Raw genomic sequence first — 15777 nt, forward strand, 5'->3', positions numbered from 1 at the left:
GGGGCGATACAGGAGTAACCGCCCGTGGTGTCAGACCCGGCCGTTAGTCTCGGGGATCATGAGACTGCTGCACACTTCCGACTGGCATCTCGGCCGGGCGTTCCACCGGGTGAACATGCTCGACGCCCAGAACGAGTTCATCTGCCATCTCGTCGCGACCGTGCGTGAGTGCGATGTGGACGCGGTGGTGGTGTCGGGGGACGTGTACGACCGGGCGGTGCCGCCGCTCGCCGCGGTCGAGTTGTTCGACTACGCCCTGCACAGCCTCGCCGAGCTGGGCGTGCCGACAGTGATGATCTCCGGGAACCACGACTCGGCGCGCAGGCTCGGCGTCGGTGCCGGGCTGATGGAGCGCGCGGGCATCTACCTGTGCACCGACCCCTCCGCGGCCGGAATGCCGGTGATCCTGGCGGACGAGCACGGGGACGTGGCGTTCTACGGCCTTCCCTACCTCGAACCCGCCCTGGTGAAGGACGAGTTCCGGGTCGACAAGCCGGGACACGAGGCCGTCCTCGCCGCCGCGATGCGCCGCGTCCGCTCCGATCTCGCCACGCGCGCGCGTGGCACGCGGTCCGTCGTCCTGGCGCACGCCTTCGTCACCGGCGGGGAGGCAAGCGACAGCGAGCGGGACATCACCGTCGGCGGCGTGGCCGCCGTGCCCGCCGGAGTGTTCGACGGCGTCGACTACGTGGCCCTCGGGCATCTGCACGGCTGCCAGACCATCACCGAGCGCGTGCGGTACTCGGGCTCTCCGCTCGCCTACTCCTTCTCGGAGGCCGGGCACCGCAAGAGCATGTGGCTCGTCGACCTCGACGCCGAGGGGTCCGTCACCGCCGAGCGCGTCGACTGCCCCGTGCCGCGGCCGCTGGCCCGCATCCGGGGGCCGCTGGAGGAACTGCTCGCCGATCCCGCGCTCGCCCGGCACGAGGAGGCGTGGGTCGAGGCGACCCTCACCGACCCGGTCCGCCCGGCCGACCCCATGGCCCGCCTCACCGAACGCTTCCCCCACACCCTCAGCCTCGTCTTCGCCCCCGAGCGGGCCCCCGACGAGCCCGAGGTGTCGTACGCCAGCCGTCTCGCAGACCGCAGCGACCAGCAGATCGCCGAGGACTTCGTGGCACACGTGCGCGGCGCGGGGCCCGACGAGCACGAACAGGCCGTGCTGCGGGACGCGTTCGACGCCGTGCGCGCGGACCAGACCCTGCGGGAGGTGGCCCGGTGAGGCTGCACCGGCTCGACATCACCGCCTTCGGTCCCTTCGGCGGCTACCAGAGCGTCGACTTCGACGAACTGTCCGCCGCGGGACTCTTCCTGCTGCACGGACCGACCGGCGCGGGCAAGACCTCCGTCCTGGACGCCGTGTGCTACGCCCTCTACGGCTCCGTACCGGGCGCCCGGCAGAACGGCCAGGGCACCGCCCTGCGCAGCGACCACGCCGCACCCGGCGCGCGCACGTCCGTGACGCTCGAACTGACCGTCGCCGGACGCCGGTTGGAGGTCACCCGGCAGCCGCCCTGGGAACGCCCCAAGAAGCGCGGCACGGGCACCACCCTGGACAAGGCCCAGACGTGGCTGCGCGAGTACGAAGCAGGCTCCTGGAAGGACCTCAGTCGCTCCCACCAGGAGATCGGTGAGGAGATCACCCAGCTGCTCGGCATGAGCCGGGAGCAGTTCTGCCAGGTCGTCCTGCTGCCGCAGGGCGACTTCGCACGCTTCCTGCGCGCCGACGCCGAGGCCCGCGGCCGGCTGCTGGGCCGCCTCTTCGACACCCATCGGTTCGCGGAGGTCGAGCAGCGGCTCGCCGAGCGCCGGCGCGCCACCGAGGCGGGCGTGCGCGACGGGGACGCGGAACTGCTGGCCGACGCCCACCGCATGCAGCAGGCGGCGGGCGGCGCGATGGAGCTGCCCGAGCTGGCGCCCGGCGATCCGGGGCTGGCCGAGGCCGTGCTGACCGCCGCCGCCGTCGCCCGGAGCACCGCGCGGGAACAGCTGACGGTCGCCCGGTGCCGGCTCGCCGCCGCCGAGTCCGCCCGGGGCGCGGCCGACCGCGCCCTGGACGACGTACGCGAAGTGGCCCGCCTCCAGCGGCGGTTCGCGGACGCGCGGGAGCGGGCCCGGCTGCTGGAGGAGCGCGGCGACGCCCATCGGGCGGACCGGCAGCGCATGGAGCGGGCTCGGAAGGCCGAGGCGGTCGCGCCCGCGCTGGAGCTGCGGGAGGCGGCCGACGCCGAGCACCGCGCGGCGGCCGCGGCGGAGGCACGCGCGCGTGCCGCGCTGCCGGCGAGCCTCGCCGAGGCGGGCGCGGCCGGGCTCGCGGCCGCCGCGCGCCGGACCGCCGAGGAGCTGGGCGGGCTGGACTCCGCCCGCCGGGCCGAGCGGCGGCTGGCCGACGTCCGCGCGGAGCGCGCCGGCCTGGACCGGCAGGAGCGCGCGGACGAGGAGGTGCTGCACGAGGCCGAGGTCTGGCTCGCCGGGTGGGAGGCGACACGGGCCGGACTCCAGGACCGTATCGACGCCGCCCAGGAGGCCGCCTCCCAAGCAGAGCAACTCGCTGTGCGCCGTGAGCCGGTGCAGAAGCGGCTCGGCGCCGCACGGATGCGCGACCAGCTGGCCGGAGACACCGAGCAGGCCCAGCAACAGGCCCTCGCCTCGGGCGAGCGCGCGCTCCAAGCGCGTGCGCACTGGCTCGACCTGAAGGAGCAGCGCCTCAACGGCATCGCCGCCGAGCTGGCCGCAGGACTCCGGGACGGCGAACCCTGTGCCGTCTGCGGCGCCACCGAGCACCCCGCCCCCGCGCGGAAGGTCGCCGGGCACGTCGACCGGGAGGCCGAGGAGCGCGCACTCGTCGCCTATCAGCGCGCAGAGGAGGCACACGCCGAGGACGAGCGCCGTCTGGGCGTCGTGCGCGAGGCACTGGCCGCCGCGACCGCCGAGGCGGGCGACACGCCAACCAGCCAACTCGTCGACGCTGCCGAGGAGTTGGAGCGGCTGCACGCGCAGGCGCGGCAGTCGGCGTCCGGGCTGCATGCCGCGCGCGAGGAACTGCGCCGGGCCGAGCAGGAGCACGAGCGCAGAACCGCCGCTCGCAGGGAGGCCGAGCTCAGGACTGCGTCCCGGCTGGCCCGCCGCGATGCCCTGGACCGGGAGAGGACCTCCTTGGAAGGGGAGTTGGCGCAGGCGCGGGGCTCCTCCGGCAGCGTGGCCGCGCGGGCCGCCGAACTCGAGGACCGGGTCGCCCGGCTCACCGAGGCGGCCGAGGCCGCGCGGCACGCCGAGGACACCGCCCAACGCCTCAAGGACGCCGACGCCCGCCTCGCCGACGCCGCCTTCCGCGCCGGTTTCGACACCCCGCAGGCCGCGGCCGCCGCCCTGCTGGACGCCGCCGCCCACCGTGAGCTGCAACGACGGCTCGACGCCCGGCAGGCCGAGGAGGCCGCCGTACGGGCCGTCCTCGCCGAGGCCGACACCGCGGCCGCCGCCCAGCAGCCGCCCGCCGACCTCGCCGCCGCCGAGGATGCCGCCGCGGCCGCCGAACAGCGGGTGCGCGACGCCGCCTCCGCCTGCGATGCCGCCGCCCGCCGCTGTGCCGAACTCGACCGGCTCTCCGCGCGGGCCGCCGCCGGGGTACGACGGCTGGCGCCGCTGCGCGAGGAGTACGACCGGGTGGCCCGGCTGGCCGCGCTCGCCGCCGGCACCTCCGCCGAGAACGAACGCCGGATGCGGCTGGAGTCGTACGTCCTCGCGGCTCGCCTGGAGCAGGTGGCCGCAGCCGCGACCGTACGGCTGCAGCGGATGTCCTCCGGCCGCTACACCCTCGTCCACTCCGACGACCGGTCGGGGCGCGGGCGCAGTGGCCTCGGCCTCCATGTCGTCGACGCCTGGACCGGGCGGGAGCGGGACACCTCGACGCTGTCGGGCGGCGAGACGTTCTTCGCCTCACTCGCGCTCGCCCTCGGCCTCGCGGACGTCGTCACCGACGAGGCGGGCGGGGTGCGGCTGGACACCCTCTTCATCGACGAGGGATTCGGCAGCCTCGACGACCAGACCCTGGACGAGGTCCTCGACGTGCTCGACTCACTGCGCGAGCGGGACCGGAGCGTCGGCATCGTGAGTCATGTGGCCGATCTGCGGCGGCGGATTCACGCGCAGTTGGAGGTGGTGAAGGGGAGATCGGGGTCGGTGCTGCGGCAGCGCGGTCACTGACCGAGGGGGCGCGCCGGCGAAGTCTCGGTGGACTCTACGATCGTGCGCGCGCATCAGCACGCGGCGGGGGCTCGGAAAAAGGGGGCACGGCCGGCGAGCCGCACGACCATGCCATCGGCCGGTCCCGCGGAGGACTGACGACGAAAGTCCACCTCGCAGCCGACGACCGCTGCCGGCCGCCGGCCTTCGCGCTGACTGCCGGGCAAGCCGGCGATGCACCTGCCTTCCCCGACGTGATGGCTCGCCTGTGCGTTCCCCGCCCGTGGGGCGGCCTCGCACGCGGCCCAATGTGGTCCTGGCCGACAAGACGTGCTCCTCACGCGTCATCCGCGAACACCTGCGCAAACGCCGGATCCGGGCGGTCATCCCGATCCCGGCGGGCCAACGCGGTCACCGGCTTCGCAAGGGAAGCCGCGGCGGCAGTCCACCGGCCTTCGACCACGTACAGGGTCACCTCGGGGCCTTCGTCGACGGTCTGCGTGATCCGGGTGTCGGAGGGCATAGCACTCATACCTGCGCCCCCAAGTGAGCGGAGCGCACGGCCACGCGTCGAAAAGGAGCGGGAGGAGGCCGAACGGTCCTCTGGTTGGTCCATCGGACCGCAGGCCCCTCTCCCCGCCTCCGCACGTCAGGTCGTGCTGCTCCGGCTCACGTCACCGCGACCCCGCCGTACGCTGGAGGATCACCGCAGACGCCGCACATCGATGGACCAGATCCCGCGTCCGTGCGTGGCCGCGTACAGGCGCCCGTCCGGGCCGGTCTTGAGCTGGAGTACGGCGGTGGTCGGCAGGTTGGTGCCGGCCACCTTCCAGCCCGACGACTTCGGCGTGCGGACCAGGACGCCGAGGTCCGTGCCCAGGGCGATCGTGCCGTTCTTCAGCAGGACCACCGAGTTGGCGGGCACGTCCGGCAGGTTGCCGGAGATGTCCCTCCAGGTCGCGCCGCCGTCCCTGGTCTCGAAGAGGTGGCCGACGCCCGCGCCGGGGCCCTCCGTCCACTTCCGGGAGAAGCCGTTGACGGCGAGCAGGACGTGGTCGGAGTCGGCCGGGTCGACGGCGAGACCGGACAGGTAGCGGTTGGGGACCGTGCTCTCGGCCGGCAGGTTCAGCTCGTGCCAGCCGGTGCCGTCGGCGTTGCCGACCGCGATGCCCCGGGCGAAGCCCTGGTTGTTGCAGGGGCCGCACCAGGCGGCGTACACCTTGCCGCCGGAGGACGCGACCGCCGTGGCCGTGCGGCCCTCGCCCAGGTCGAAGGCCTCGAACCACTCGTCGCCGCTGCGGATCCCGTAGCCCTTGGTGTTGATCCAGATGTGGCGGCCGCCCGCGACCCAGGTGTTCTTGTCCTTGATGTCGGCGCTCAGCGGCGCGATGAAGCGCGCCTCGGCCGTCTCGCTGTCGGGCGGCGCGACCGAATACGACGTGACCTTCGACGGGTCGTCGATCCAGCTGCCGTCGTTCACCGCGCAGTTCTGCGTGACGGACACCGAGAGGTAGACGTACTCCTCGGCGATGTTGCACCCGTTGTCCGGGTCGGTGAGCGTGTCGCCGCCGTCGCCGCCGAAGTTGGAGCCCATCACGCGGTCGCCGGGCCGCAGCATCGACTGGCCGTTGTCCTGCAGTCCGCCGGTGATGGCGATGCCGCGCTTGTCCGGGTCGATGCCGACGCCCACCGAGTAGTACTGCAGGGCGTCCATCGTGCCGTCGTTCAGGGACGTCCAGTCGGTGGCGTGACCGTCGGCGTTCGCGCTGCCGTTCACCGGGCGCCGGTAGACGCCGCCGTCGTTGCCGACGAGGACGTACGGCTTGCCGTAGTAGCTGCCGATCGCCACCGCGTGCTGGTCGGGGTGCGTGGTCTGCGGGCAGTCGCCGGACTGCTTGGCCGGGTCGATGGACCAGCAGTCGAAGCCGAAGTTCCAGTACGGGCCCGGGACGGTCCAGGTCCTGCCGCCGTCCTTGGTCTCGAAGACCTCCTCCAGACCGGCGTACACATGGTCCGGGTCCTTCGGGTCGACGGTGAGGAACTGGTTGTACCAGGCCTGGATGCCGGGCTGGTAGCCGTCGCCGGTGAGCGCCGAGCCGGAGTCACGCAGCTGCTTGTAGTCGGCGATCTTCGTCCACTTGCCGGTCGGTGAGCCGGACTTGGAGACGTAGATGCCCGCGAGGCCGCTGTCCGGGTTGGTGGCCATCTGCTGCGGCGACTGGTCGATGGCGTAGTACCGCGACCCGTCCGCGCTGCGCGCGAAGCTGACGTTGCCGACGTCCTCCGCGTTGGTCGGCAGCTCACCGAGGTCGGTCAGCCGCTCCCAGCCGCTACGGCCCTTGGTGTAGAAGCCGTTGTAGCTGTCGCCGCTGCGCCAGCCGATCGCGAGGACGACCTTGCTCGGGTCCTTGGGATCGATGGCGATGTCGCTGGCGATGTTCTTGTACGCGGCGTTCTCGTCGTCGTCCTTCGGGCCGCCCGGCAGATAGTCCGGGTTGGGCGCGAACTCCAGTTTCCAGGCGCCCTTGAGCGTCTTGGTGCTGTGGCTCCACACGCCCCGCGTGGTCGCCGCCCACACCTTGTCGCCGGCGAAGCGCAGCGCGTTGATGGACGTCGACTCCAGCTCGTCGCCGCCGACCCGGTCGCGCCGGCTGAACTTGCCGTGGCGCGGGTCCTTCAGGACGTAGACGCCGGTGCCGAGGAAGGCGGTCGCGCTGGTGTTGGCCTCTCCGGTGGCGTACCAGAGGCGGCCGCGCGGGTCGAGCTGGAGGTCGCCGGTGGACAGGGCGGGCAACTCGTCGGAGATGTTCGTCCAGTGGCCGCCGCCGGTCCGCGACCGGAACACGCCGCCGTTGGCCGAGCCCGCGTACACATTGCCGCGGTCGTCGGCCGCCATGCCGGTCACCCGGCCGGTCACCTTGCCCGCGCCGCCACTGGAGTTGGAGTTGATGTCCCGGTAGCGGGGGTCGTCGGCGTCGTACGGCAGCCGGGTGTTGTTGCGCCAACCGCCCTTGGTGCTGGGCAGGTTCAGCATCTCCCCGTACGCCGCCCCGAAGGCGCCCGGCGCCACGATGCCGCCCGGCGCGGTGCGGGCCTGGGCGTACTCCTCGGCCCGCGCGGCGATGTGCTCGTTCTCCTCGCCGCCGTCTCCCGGTTCCTCTTCCCCTGGTCCTTCTTCCCCTGGTTCCTCCTCCGCCGAAAGGGACAGGCCCCCCTGCTGTTCATGCAGGTGGGCCCGTTCGTCCAGGGTGCGGACGCCGAACGGATCGTCGCCGCCGGGTGCCGCCTGGGCCTGAGTGACGGTCAGGCCCAGTGCGGCGGAGGTGGCGAGTACCGCCCATATGCGTCTCGCTCGCCGACCGCTTACTGCCATGAAGTGCCTCCCCTAAGAAGCGCGTGGTGCACATGACACTTGCTGTGAAACAGCTTTGATCAAAGGGGAGTTGTGGGGGATCTGAAAATGGCAATCAGTATGTAAAAGAATCTTCAGCGGCGCAGCACCGGACTGCTGGGGCAGGCTCCCACAGTCCGCGAAGCCGGTGACACCGTAGGGTGGCGTTGACGCTTCTTGCCGGTCAGGGAGACCGTTGCCAAAAACGTGACAACGGCCGGCTCGCGCCAGTCGCCGTCCGAGAGGGCGGCGGTGAGCGAGGTGGAGATGGTGGCGAGCAGTCCGATCCCGGCGATGCCACCTGCGTCTCACCGGGTTCCAACGTGCCGCTGAGGGCGCCCGCCCCTCGGGATGAGGCAAAGACCGCCGCCTGATCGCTGCAGTCCCGCTCGCGCAGTGAGTCATGGCGCCGACCTGCGGCGGCGTATCCACGCGCAGTTGGAGGTGGTGAAGGGGAGATCGGGGTCGGTGCTGCGGCAGCGCGGCGCCGGTCATTGACCAAGGGGCCGTCTGGGCAGGGGCGACGAGTACACGACGCTCGTGGTCACCGAACCCAGCGCGCCGATCCTGCCCGACACCTCCTCCAGGTGCCGCATCGAGCGCGCGGCGACCTTGATGACGAAGCAGTCGTCGCCCGTCACATGGTGCGCCTCCAGGATCTCGGGCGTCGCGGCGACGAGGTCGTGGAACGGCTTGTAGTTGCCGGTCGGATAGCGCAGGCGGACGAACGCCAGGATCGGCAGCCCCAGCCGCTCGGGGTCCACGACGGCGGCGTACCCCTGGATGACGCCCGCCTCCTCCAGCCGCCGCACCCGCTCGGTGACCGCGCTCGCGGACATCGAGACGGCACGCGCCAGCTCGGCGAAGCTGGCCCGGCCCTCCCGCTGGAGGACGTCGAGGAGGCGCCAGTCGGTGGCGTCCGGGGAAAACGCGGTCATCCCGGATGGATAGCAGGGGAAACCCCGGCTGATCAAGGGGGACGCCGGGGATTGTTCCTTCAGGGTGTTGATCAACGGACGTAGATTTCTGGTCACCGGATCCCTGATGACTCCTCAGCCTGCCCAAGGAAAGGCCCGTCGATGAGCAGCACCACGACCGCCGCCAACCCCGTCCTGCGCGTCGCCCCCGCCGCCCCGGCCGAGGCCGCCGCCCACTTCCGCGCCAGCCTCGCCTTCCACGCCGACGTCTCCGACGTGGCCGCCGCGCTCGCGGCCGACGGTGACCCCGGTTTCGTCGTCGTGGACTCCCGCTCGACCGAGTCCTGGGACCAGGGCCACATCCCCGGCGCGATCCACCTCCCCACCGCGCTCATCCCCGAGCGGGCCGAGCAACTCCTCGACAAGTCGGTGCCGGTGGTGACGTACTGCTGGGGCCCCGGCTGCAACGGCGCCACCCGTGCCGCGCTCGCCCTCGCCCAACTCGGCTACCAGGTCAAGGAGATGCTCGGCGGGTTCGAGTACTGGGCGCGCGAGGGCTTCGCGTACGAGACCTGGCAGGGGCGTGAGCGGCGGGACGCCGATCCGCTGACGGCGCCGGTGCGCGCGGAGGACTGCGGATGCTGATGTCGTGTCCACCGGCGGTGTGAAAGCCGGGTGCGTCCCGTCCGCTCGTCGCCCATCATGATTGACCATGCCTCACCTGCCGCATCCCTGCCCTGAAGACCTCGACCGCGACGCCCTGCCTTGCGCGGCCGTACCGCCCTGGTCACCGGGGCCAGCCGACGCGGTGGCATCGGGCATGCCGTGGCCCGGCGGCTCGTCGCGTACGGGGCGAGCGTCGATCTGCATCACCATGTGCCGCCGCACGATGCCGCCATGCCCTGGGGTGCCGACCGGATCGAGGACGTGGTCGCCTCCGTGCGCGCGGCCGCCGGTGATCCGGAGGCGCGAATCGTCGCCGGGCCCGGCGATCTCGCCGATCCGGCCGCGCCCGCCGAGCTGATCACCGGCGCCGCCGATGGGGATGCCCCCGCGCGAGCTTTGTTCGAGCGTGGGGGAACTCGGCGGACGGCTGGACATCCTCGTCGCCCATCACGCCCTCAGCGGATCCGACGGACCGCTCGACGCGATCGACGCCGCCATGCTCGACGCGCACTGGGCGGTCGACACGCGGTCCGTGCTGCTCCTGACCCAGGTCTATGCCCGGCAGCCGGACCGACGCCGTGGCGGGCGCGTGGTGATGATGACGTCGGGGCAGGACATCGCGGGCGGTATGCCGGGCGAGATCGCCTACGCCCTCCAGAAGGGCGCGCTCGACTCGATCACCCGCTCGCCGGCGACGACGCTCGCCGAGCAGGGGGTCACGGTGAACACGGTCAATCCGGGTCCCGTCGACACGGGCTACCTGACCGGCGAGGACTACACGGCCATCGCCGCGCGTTTCCCCGCCGGGTGGTGGGGCATGCCCGACGACCCGGTCCGCCTCATCGCCTGGCTCCGACGGACGAGGCGGACTGGATCCCCGGTCAGGTGATCAACTCGGAGGGCGGCTTCCGGCGTTGACGTGACCGTCAGAGGCCGGACAACTCGTCCACCAGGTCGTCCAGGCCCAACGAGCCCTGGGAGAGGGCGGCCATGTGCCAGGCCTTGAGGTCGAAGGCGTCGCCGTGCCGCTCGCGGGCGTTCTCGCGGCCCAGCAGCCAGGCGCGTTCGCCCAGCTTGTAGCCGATCGCCTGGCCGGGGATCGTGAGGTAGCGGGTCAGCTCGCTCTCCACGAAGTCCGCCGGGCGGCTGCTGTGCGCGCCGAAGAACTCCTGTGCCAGCTCGGGGGTCCAGCGCTCACCCGGGTGGAAGGGCGAGTCCGCAGGGATCTCCAGCTCCAGGTGCATACCGATGTCGACGATGACCCGGGCGGCCCGCATCATCTGCGCGTCGAGGTAGCCGAGCCGCTGCTCCGGATCGGTGAGGAAGCCCAGCTCGTCCATCAGACGCTCCGCGTACAGCGCCCAGCCCTCGGCGTTGGCGCTGACGCCGCCGATGGTCGCCTGGTAGCGGGAGAGGTTCCCGGCCACGTGCGTCCACTGCGCGAGCTGGAGGTGATGGCCGGGGACGCCTTCGTGGTACCAGGTCGACACCAGGTCGTAGACCGGGAACCGGGTCTGCCCCATCGTCGGCAGCCAGGTGCGGCCCGGGCGGGAGAAGTCCTCCGACGGGGGCGTGTAATAGGGGGCGGCGGCGCTGCCGGGCGGGGCGATGCAGGACTCCACCTTCCGGACCCGCTCGGCGAGGTCGAAGTGCGTGCCGTCCAGCGCATCGATCGCCTGGTCCATCAGGTCCTGCAGCCACTGCCGGACCTCGTCGACGCCCTCGATGTGCTTGCCGTGCTCGTCGAGGTGGGCGAGCGCCACCCACGGCGTCTCGGCGCCCGGCAGGATCTTCTCGGCCTCCTGCTTCATCTCGCCGAGGATGCGGTGGAACTCCGACCAGCCGTACGCGTACGCCTCGTCCAGATCGAGGTCGGTGCCGTTGAAGTAGCGCGACCAGCGGGCGTACCGCTCCCGGCCCACCGTGTTCGGCGCGCCCTCGACCGTCGGCGCGTACACCTCACGCATCCAGTCCCGCAGCTCCACCACGGCCGCGGTCGCTCCGCGGGCGGCCTTGTCCAACTCCGCGCGCAGCGCCTCGGGACCGGCCGAGGCGAAGTCCTCGAACCAGCCGCGCCCGCTGCCGTCTGTGTCCGCCCACTCACCGAGCTGGTCGATGAAGGTCGCCACCGGGCGCGGTCCCGCGTACAGCTTGCGCTCCAGACCGAGCGCGAGGGAGTCGCGGTAGCCGGCCAGCGCGGCCGGCACCGCGCGCAGCCGCTGGGCGATCGCGGCCCAGTCCTCCTCCGTCTCCGCGGGCGTCACGGTGAACACCTCGCGCACCGGGTGCACGATCGTGCCGAGGTTGCCGACCGAGCGGAGTCCCTCCTCGGCCTCGTGCACGGCGAGTTCGGCGGTGAGCCGCTCGCGCAGCAGGCGCGCACACCGGCGCTCGATGTCGCTGTCCGCGCCGGGCGCGCGCTCGGCCTCGTCGAGCTTCGCGAGGGTCGCCCGCGCCAGCTCGGCGAGCGCATCCTGGCCCGCGGGCGATATGTCGGGCAGGCGACTCGAACTCTCCTTCACGCCGAGATAGGTACCGGTGACCGGGTCGAGGGCGATGAGTTCGTCGACGTATGCGTCGGCGACCTCTCGGGGCAGCGGGCTCTTGGTCTCTGACATGGGGACCATCCTCATACGAGGGGCCACGGCGCGTCACCCGGATTGAGCCGAGGGCGAAGGCGGCAGCAGGGGCCCGCAGTCCCACTGCTGGAAGATCAACCGGGTCTCGACACGGGCCACTTCGCGGCGGGCCGTGAACTCGTCCAGCACCAGCCGTTGCAGATCGGCCATGTCCGCGACCGCGACGTGCACCAGGTAGTCGTCGGGACCGGTGAGGTGGAAGACGGTCAGCGACTCCGGCAACGCCCGGATCCGCTCCACGAACGGCCCCACCAGCTCCCGCCGATGCGGCCTGACCTGCACGGACAGCAGGGCTTGCAGCCCGCGTCCCAACTTGGCCGGATCCAGCCGCAGCTGATGCCCGAGGATCACGCCCGCGCGCCGCAGCCGGGTCACCCGGTCCAGACAGGTCGACGGCGCGACGCCCACCTGCGCGGCGAGGTCGCGGTAAGTCGTCCGGGCGTCGTTCTGCAACAGCCGCAGCAGATCGAGATCCACCGGATCCAGTACGACAGATTCAGCCATTGGTCGAACGTAACACGGGCTCGGCCCCCTGAGACCCGGTCGGTGTTCACTCTTCGCGGCATGGAGATGAGAGCGCTGGACAGCGGGGACGCCGCAGCGGTGGACGCCGGGGACATGACAGCGGCGGCTGAGGGGTGGCGTGGGTCGGCCGAGCCGTCGGCGGCCGGGCGCGCCAGGAGGTTCGCCACCGAAGCCGTGCACGCCGGGCGGGACGATCTCGCCCGGCAGGGCTTGCACACCCCGCCCATCGACCTGTCCACCACCTACCCCTCGTACGACAGCCGGGCCGAGGCCGCCCGCATCGACGCCTTCGCCACCACCGGCGCCGAACCGGACGGCCCGCCCGTCTACGCCCGGCTGGGCAACCCGACCGTCGCCCGCTTCGAGACCGCCCTCGCCCGCCTCGAAGGCACCGAGTCCGCCGTCGCGTTCGCCAGCGGCATGGCCGCGCTGAGCGCGGTGCTGCTCGTACGGGCCTCCCTGGGCCTGCGCCATGTCGTGGCGGTACGTCCCCTGTACGGCTGCAGCGACCACCTCCTCACCGCCGGTCTGCTCGGCTCGGAGGTGACCTGGACCGACCCGACCGGTATCGCGGACGCGCTGCGGCCCGACACCGGGCTCGTCCTGGTGGAGTCCCCGGCGAACCCGACCCTCGCCGAAATCGACCTACGGGCCGCCGCCCACGCCTGCGGCTCGGTACCGCTGCTCGTGGACAACACCTTCGCCACGCCCGTACTCCAGCGCCCCGCCGAACAGGGCGCGGGACTTGTGCTGCACAGCGCGACCAAGTACCTCGGCGGGCACGGTGACGTACTCGCCGGAGTGGTCGCCTGCGACGAGGAGTTCGCGGGGCGGTTGCGGCAGGTGCGGTTCGCCACGGGCGGGGTGCTGCATCCGCTGGCCGGTTATCTGCTGCTGCGCGGCCTGGCGACCCTGCCCGTACGGGTGCGCGCGGCGTCCGCGAACGCCGCCGAACTCGTCCGTCGCCTCTCCGCCGACCCGCGCGTCGCCCGCGTCCACTACCCGCGCATCGGCGGCGCGATGATCGCCTTCGAGGTGCACGGCGACCCGCATGAGGTCATCGCCGGCGTCCGTCTGATCACCCCCGCCGTGAGCCTGGGCAGCGTCGACACCCTTATCCAGCACCCGGCGTCCATCAGCCACCGCATCGTGGACGCGGACGACCGCCGGGGCGCCGGGGTCAGTGACCGGTTGCTCAGGTTGTCGGTGGGGCTGGAGGACGTCGAGGACCTGTGGGCCGATCTGGACGCTGCGCTGGGGGAGGCACCGACGCGGATGCGGGCGTCGGCCGGGGTGTGGCACGCGTGAGCGGCAAGAACGCGTAGGGGCGGCTCGGGGCGGCTCAGGGATGGCTCGCGGGCCGCTCGGGGGATGGCTCGGGGACCGGTCGGGGATGGTTCGCGGGCCGCTCGGGGGATGGCTCGGGGACCGGTCGGGGATGGTTCGCGGGCCGCTCGGGGACGGCTCGGGGGATCGCTTCGGGATGGCTCGCGGGCCGCTCGGGGATGGTTTGCGGGCCGCTCGGGGGATGGCTCGGGGGATCGCTTCGGGATGGCTCGGGGATGTTCGGGTGGCTTGCGGACCGCTCAGGGACGGCTCGAGGAGGTTCGCGGGCCGCTCGGGGGACGGCTCGGAGATGGCTCGGGGACCGCTCGGGGGATCGCTTCGGGATGGCTCGGGGAGGTCGGGGGTGCTCGGGGATCGCTCGGGGACGGTCGGGGATGGCTCGGGGATCGCTCCGGGATGGCTCGGGGAGGCCGGGGATGGCTCGCGGACCACTCCGGGACCGCTCGGGGACCACTCCGGGACCGCTCGGGGACCACTCCGGGACCGCTCGGGGACCACTCCGGGACCGCTCGGGGACCACTCCGGGACCGCTCGGGGCGGCCCGGTGTCCAGCACCGTGCCGCCCCCGACCCGTCGGTCACCTCACTCCCGTACGATCCGCTCGCCGAGCCGCTCCTCGTCGTACGGCAGCCCCGGACGAACCGGCGTCGCGTCCAGCCGGGCCGTGATCACCAGGGTGCCCTCCTCGATCTGGTAGTCGAGGGGCAGGCCAAGGCCGCGCATCGCGGCGACCATGCCGGTGTTGGAGGACTGCGTCACGGCGTACACGCTCTCGCAGCCCGCCTCGACCGCCATCGCCACCAGGCGGCCGAGCAGCTCGGCGCCGACACCCCGGCGCTGCCACTCGTCCTCGACGAGCAGCGCGACCTCCGTCTCGTCCCCGTCCCACAGCAGGTGGCCGAGCCCGACGATCCGGCCCGACGCGGTCTGCACGGCGAGCGTCCGGCCGAAGCGCGGGCTGAGCAGGTGGTTGAGGTAGCGGTCGGCGTCCCCGACCGGCCCGTGGTAGCGCATCGACAGGGTGCGCGCCGAGCAGCGGTCGTGCATCTCCTTCGCGGCCTGAACGTCGCCGGTGTCGGCGCGGCGCACGGTGATGGCGTTGCCCTGCGGCAGCGTCAGCACATCCTGGCCGCCCGGGACACGCGGTCCGAGCCGCGAGTCCAGCTCCACCAGGGCCCGGGCCCGCGCGAACTCGGTCGGCGTGAACGGCAGATACGGCCGCTCCACGGTGATCACTCCGCCTTCCGGTGCGCGCAGCCGCATCACGGTGTCCTCCAGAACCCCCTCCACCGGCACGCCGTCCGTCGCGCGACCGCCGCCCACCGGGGCCGCGGGCAGCGAACGGATCGTGCACCGGCCGAGCAACTGCCGTAGTGCGAGCGGCATTTCGGCGGCGTCCAGCGCCGTACGGGTGGCCAGGCCCAGGACCCGGGTCGGCGCGTCCACCAGGTCGTGGGCGTCGGCCCGCTCGATCCACGTGCGCGTACCGCCCGCCTGGGACACCGCCCGGGTCAGCTCGGACGCCGCGAGCCCGGCAGGAGCCCGGAGCAGGAACTCGTCCACCGTGCCGTCACCCAGCGGATGCGTCTGCAGGCTCAGGATGTCGACGCGGTGCCCGGCCAGCGCCGTGCACAGCGCGGCCAGCGAACCGGGTTCGTCCTTCACCGTCGTCCGCATCCGCCACAGCGCGCCGTCCCCGGACTCGGACTCCGGGTTCGCCGACGTCGGCGCGGACGGCCCGGCCTGCCGCTCCGGGGAGGGCGGCCGGGCGCCGGTATCGCTGGTCGGCGGTGCGTGACCGTGGCGGCGTGACCACCAGATGTGGAAGGTCGCCGTGGCGAGCAGGACGATCGCGGAGATCACCAGCAGTGCGGGGCCGTCGGGGCCGTGGCCGATCAGGTTCGCCACGGCGTCCGCCACCGCGACGGCGGTGAACAGCGCGGCGAGTTCCACGACGTCCCGTCGCCAGTGGTGCACGGGGCGGCCGTGTTTCGCTCGCGTCACATCAGACAGGTTTCGACTCATGGACCCACTGTGAAGGAAAGGTGTTGCGTGATCACGAACGCTTTGTGACTGATCGGTAAAGCGTGGATCTGCCCCTTTTGTTGCT

The 15777-nt window shown here is 72.5% G+C and carries 11 protein-coding genes and 2 pseudogenes; 6 read left to right on the forward strand and 7 right to left on the reverse strand.

The genetic code is table 11. From position 1 onward, the window contains the following. Positions 1-58 precede the first annotated feature (58 nt). From HJD23_RS37145 to HJD23_RS44375, 3 genes and pseudogenes are all read left to right on the forward strand, one after another. Complete coding sequence (locus HJD23_RS37145) at positions 59-1222, forward strand: exonuclease SbcCD subunit D (RefSeq protein WP_171113086.1); 1164 nt, start codon at positions 59-61, stop codon at positions 1220-1222. Further along, positions 1219-4203: an SMC family ATPase gene (locus HJD23_RS37150; RefSeq protein WP_171113084.1), complete on the forward strand. Its 2985-nt coding sequence runs from the start codon at positions 1219-1221 to the stop codon at positions 4201-4203. Before HJD23_RS37145 ends, HJD23_RS37150 begins: the two co-directional genes overlap by 4 nt. A gap of 21 nt (positions 4204-4224) precedes the next feature. Further along, positions 4225-4418: pseudogene (locus HJD23_RS44375) on the forward strand (IS5/IS1182 family transposase); the annotation flags it as partial. 101 nt (positions 4419-4519) lie between these two features. On the opposite strand, the gene HJD23_RS44380 reads toward HJD23_RS44375, so the two are convergent. The 4 genes from HJD23_RS44380 to HJD23_RS37170 all read right to left on the reverse strand — a co-directional run bounded on the left by HJD23_RS44380 (position 4520) and on the right by HJD23_RS37170 (position 8511). Further along, a complete protein-coding gene (locus HJD23_RS44380; RefSeq protein WP_171113082.1) occupies positions 4520-4705 on the reverse strand; it encodes a hypothetical protein in 186 nt (61 codons plus the stop codon). A 180-nt stretch (positions 4706-4885) separates the two neighbouring features. Continuing rightward, positions 4886-7555 (reverse strand): glycosyl hydrolase, encoded by a 2670-nt coding sequence (locus HJD23_RS37160; protein WP_171113080.1) that lies wholly within the window; start codon positions 7553-7555, stop codon positions 4886-4888. Between the two features lie 113 nt (positions 7556-7668). Then, a complete protein-coding gene (locus tag HJD23_RS37165) occupies positions 7669-7869 on the reverse strand; it encodes a benzoate/H(+) symporter BenE family transporter (protein WP_171118620.1) in 201 nt (66 codons plus the stop codon). 195 nt (positions 7870-8064) lie between these two features. Then, positions 8065-8511 (reverse strand): Lrp/AsnC family transcriptional regulator, encoded by a 447-nt coding sequence (locus HJD23_RS37170; protein ID WP_171113078.1) that lies wholly within the window; start codon positions 8509-8511, stop codon positions 8065-8067. A gap of 141 nt (positions 8512-8652) precedes the next feature. On the opposite strand from HJD23_RS37170, the gene HJD23_RS37175 reads away from it, so the two are divergent. Both HJD23_RS37175 and HJD23_RS37180 read left to right on the forward strand, forming a co-directional pair. Further along, complete coding sequence (locus HJD23_RS37175; RefSeq protein WP_171113076.1) at positions 8653-9135, forward strand: rhodanese-like domain-containing protein; 483 nt, start codon at positions 8653-8655, stop codon at positions 9133-9135. Positions 9136-9202: 67 nt separating this feature from the next. Then, positions 9203-10074: pseudogene (locus HJD23_RS37180) on the forward strand (SDR family oxidoreductase). Between the two features lie 8 nt (positions 10075-10082). On the opposite strand, the gene HJD23_RS37185 reads toward HJD23_RS37180, so the two are convergent. Continuing rightward, positions 10083-11774, reverse strand: a complete 1692-nt coding sequence (locus HJD23_RS37185; protein ID WP_171113073.1) for a DUF885 domain-containing protein — start codon at positions 11772-11774, stop codon at positions 10083-10085. 33 nt (positions 11775-11807) lie between these two features. Further along, positions 11808-12299 carry an Lrp/AsnC family transcriptional regulator gene (locus HJD23_RS37190; RefSeq protein ID WP_141310310.1) on the reverse strand — a complete coding sequence of 164 codons (492 nt, stop codon included), beginning with the start codon at positions 12297-12299 and terminating at the stop codon, positions 11808-11810. A gap of 114 nt (positions 12300-12413) precedes the next feature. Between HJD23_RS37190 and HJD23_RS37195 the strand changes: the two genes are divergently transcribed. Beyond that, positions 12414-13628, forward strand: a complete 1215-nt coding sequence (locus HJD23_RS37195) for a PLP-dependent transferase (protein WP_171118618.1) — start codon at positions 12414-12416, stop codon at positions 13626-13628. A gap of 621 nt (positions 13629-14249) precedes the next feature. Here HJD23_RS37195 and HJD23_RS37200 read toward each other — a convergent pair. Further along, positions 14250-15692 (reverse strand): GNAT family N-acetyltransferase, encoded by a 1443-nt coding sequence (locus HJD23_RS37200; protein ID WP_171113071.1) that lies wholly within the window; start codon positions 15690-15692, stop codon positions 14250-14252. Positions 15693-15777: the final 85 nt, after the last annotated feature.

This window comes from Streptomyces sp. Z423-1, from assembly GCF_013009255.1.
GTDB lineage: Bacteria > Actinomycetota > Actinomycetes > Streptomycetales > Streptomycetaceae > Streptomyces > Streptomyces gossypiisoli.